Below are 3002 nucleotides of genomic sequence, written 5' to 3'. Positions count from 1 at the left end.
GCCAACGGCTCCGTCAACCTCGACTACGCCCTACGCTACACCTGGACGGACAAGGACCTGCACCCTTAAGACAGGCCCCGGCCGCAGTGCGGCATGCCCTCGCCGCACTGCGCGGTCATAATCCCCCCAACATCACCGACGGACACGCGCCCATGCTCGACATCCTTCCGCACGACGGCGGCATCCATGAAATCCGCATGGCGCGTGCCCCGGTCAACGCGTTCGACATCAATCTCGTGCGTGCGCTGCGCGAGGCTATCGTCGAAGCGCCGTCCAACGGTGCGCGCGGCATCGTCATCTCCGGCGCGCAGGGCATGTTTTCTGCAGGCGTGGACGTACCGGCGCTGATCCAGCGCGATCGCGCGGGCGTGCAGGAATTCTGGAACGAGTTCTTCGCCCTCTGCGGTGCGATCGCCGCGTCGAGCATCCCCACCGTGGCCGCCATTACGGGTCACAGCCCGGCCGGCGGCGCCGTGGTCGCGCTGTTCTGCGACTACCGCATCATGGCGCACGGCCCTTACAAGATCGGCCTCAACGAAGTGCAGGTGGGCCTGTCGGTGCCGGAGCCGATCCAGTTCGCCATGCGCCGCATCGTCGGCAATTACCGCGCGGAACGCCTGCTTGTCGCGGGCGCCATGGTCGATGCCGAGCAGGCCCATGTCATCGGCCTGGTGGACGAACTGGCGACCGTCGAGCAGGTCGTCCAACGCGCCGTGATGTGGATGACCGACATGCTCAAGTTGCCACCGAAGGCGATGCTGCGCACGCGCGCCATTGCGCGTGCGGATCTGGTGGCGGTGTGGGGCGATACGACCGATCTACTCGACCCGGGCTTCATCGACGATTTCTTTGCGGATGAAACGCAGGGTGTGTTGAGGGCGTTGGTGGCGCGGCTAAAGTCCAAGTAAGGATCGCTTTGCGATCTATCGCCGATGAATCGGCTCCCACAAGGAGCAAGGCCACCCCTGTGGGAGCCGCTTCAGCGGCGATGCTTTGAGGCTCAAAAAAAGCCACGAATCCCCGCAACCCCCTGCGCCGCATGCAGCCGCGCCTCCATCCCGTCATCCGGCCCGAGCCCGCCCAACGCATACACCGGCAACGACGCCGCTTCAGCCAGCTGCGCGAAACGCGGCCAGCCCAGCGGTTCGGCACCCGGATGGCTCGCCGTAGCGTGCACCGGAGACAACGTCGCGAAGTCGCAACCCAGCGCCGAGGCACGTGCGAGTTCGGCCGCGTTGTGACACGACGCAGCGACGGTCTGTGACAGTGGCAAGGGTCGCGTATCCAGGGCATGGAGCTGCGATGCCGCCAGATGCACCCCCACGCCATCGCCGAATGCGAGCGCACCGTCGATATCGCGGCTGAGCAGCAAGGTCGCACCCAACGCACGCAGCTCCGGAAGCACGCGAGCGGCCACACCGCGCAACGCATCGACCGGCAGCCCTGGCACGCGAAGCTGAAGCAACCGCTCACCCTGCGCCAGCGCGCTCGTGAGCAAAGCGACGGCATCATCGGCCGACACGTCGGGCGGTGTGATCGGGTAATGCACCGGCAGCCGCGTCGCCGCCAGGATGGGCCGGTCCGCGGGCGCGAGCATCGCGGGATCGATATCACGCGGATCGAGCCAGCGGATCTCGGCCGCGTCGAGCGCCTTCGGCTCGCCCGTCCAGGCGCGCACGAGGATCGCTTCAAGCAACATGCCGCGCTCGCCGTAGTTCCACGGAATGCGAACGAGCGCCTCGAAAGAGAGCGGATCGACCGCGATGCCGAGTTCCTCGTCTAGCTCGCGCTCCAGCGCCATCAGTGGCGTTTCGCCCGGCTCCAGCTTGCCGCCCGGGAATTCCCACATGCCCGCCAGGTGCTTACCCGGCGGCCGCTGCGCGATCAGGATCCGTCCGGCACCGTCGACGAGGACGCCGGCAACGACATGCATCAGACGTTCCGGACGTATTCGACCATGTCGAACGAGTGGGCGTGTTCCTTGTCGGCCTTGTGGTGCACGCGCGACACCTCGGCCCATTCCTTGAAATCGATGCCCGGGAAGAACACGTCGGCGCCATCCACCGCGGCGTAGACCCAGGTCAGGTACAGCGTGCGCGCGTACGGCAGCGCCTCGCGGAAGACTTCGCCGCCGCCGATGACCATGAGGCCCGCGTGGTTGCAGCTTGCCTGCGCCTCGGCCACCGAACGGACAGTAATCTGGCCCGGATACGGCGCCTCGCCCTTGCGCGAAAGCACGTAGTTCACACGGTCCGGAAGGGCCTTGCCGATCGACTCGGCGGTCTTGCGCCCCATCAGCACGGACTTGTCCGTGGTCAGTCGTTTGAAGTGACGCAGATCTTCGGGGAGGTGCCAGGGCAGCCCTCCCTGCTTGCCGATGGCAAAATTCTCGTCGAGCGCGGCAACCAGGTGTACGGACATGAAGCTTCCTTCGAATGGGAGGTGGAACGGGCGCACACGGCGGCCCTTGCGGACCGGATAGTAGTCCTCCGCGTGTGATGAAGAAACTAACGCCCGTTTGATTCGCACGGTTGGAACGGTCGCCTTGCGGCTCCATGGTTACAGGGCCTCCCTCCCCGAGCTCCCCATGAACGACAAAGCCCTCATCGTCGGCGCCAGCGGCATCATCGGCAGCGCCCTTACCGAACGTCTTGTCAAGGACGGCTGGCCGGTCGCCGCCCTCGCCCGCCGCCCGGGATCGCAGACCGCCGTACGAGCCGTGGCGGCCGACCTCACCGATGCCGAGGGCACCCGTGTCGCGCTCGCCGACATCGCGCCGACCCACGTCTACATCGCCACCTGGTCGCGGCAGGCCAACGAGCGCGAAAACATACGAGTCAATGCCGCGATGGTTCGCCACCTGCTCGACGGGCTGCGACCGACCGGCAGCGTTCGTCACGTCGCCCTGGTCACCGGCCTCAAGCACTACCTTGGCCCTTTCGAGGCCTACGGCAAGGGCGCACTCCCCGAGACACCGTTCCGCGAGGAGCAGGGCCGCCTCG

At 66.6% G+C, this 3002-nt stretch carries 4 protein-coding genes; 2 read left to right on the top strand and 2 right to left on the bottom strand.

What is annotated here, in order from left to right; translation table 11 throughout:
* Positions 1-152: 152 nt before the first annotated feature.
* Positions 153-908 (top strand): enoyl-CoA hydratase/isomerase family protein, encoded by a 756-nt coding sequence (locus AC1DT2_RS19520; RefSeq protein ID WP_213948792.1) that lies wholly within the window; start codon positions 153-155, stop codon positions 906-908.
* A 92-nt stretch (positions 909-1000) separates the two neighbouring features.
* On the opposite strand, the gene AC1DT2_RS19515 is transcribed toward AC1DT2_RS19520, so the two are convergent.
* Both AC1DT2_RS19515 and AC1DT2_RS19510 read right to left on the bottom strand, forming a co-directional pair.
* A complete protein-coding gene (locus AC1DT2_RS19515) occupies positions 1001-1933 on the bottom strand; it encodes a Nudix family hydrolase (protein ID WP_477298126.1) in 933 nt (310 codons plus the stop codon).
* Positions 1933-2421, bottom strand: a complete 489-nt coding sequence (locus AC1DT2_RS19510; protein ID WP_063571089.1) for a dihydrofolate reductase — start codon at positions 2419-2421, stop codon at positions 1933-1935. Before AC1DT2_RS19510 ends, AC1DT2_RS19515 begins: the two co-directional genes overlap by 1 nt.
* Positions 2422-2587: 166 nt before the next feature.
* On the opposite strand from AC1DT2_RS19510, the gene AC1DT2_RS19505 reads away from it, so the two are divergent.
* Positions 2588-3002 (top strand): NAD-dependent epimerase/dehydratase family protein (locus tag AC1DT2_RS19505; RefSeq protein ID WP_477298125.1); only part of this gene is annotated, 415 nt, incomplete at its 3' end.

The sequence above is a fragment of the Luteibacter sp. P4_E6 genome (genome assembly GCF_056401535.1).
This window is presented reverse-complemented; position numbering and strand designations above follow the sequence as displayed.

Excerpts from the sequence above, each read along its gene's own strand:
- AC1DT2_RS19520 (WP_213948792.1), top strand. The coding sequence starts at position 153 with ATGCTCGACATCCTTCCGCACGACGGCGGCATCCATGAAATCCGCATG.
- AC1DT2_RS19515 (WP_477298126.1), bottom strand. The coding sequence starts at position 1,933 with ATGCATGTCGTTGCCGGCGTCCTCGTCGACGGTGCCGGACGGATCCTG.
- AC1DT2_RS19510 (WP_063571089.1), bottom strand. The coding sequence starts at position 2,421 with ATGTCCGTACACCTGGTTGCCGCGCTCGACGAGAATTTTGCCATCGGC.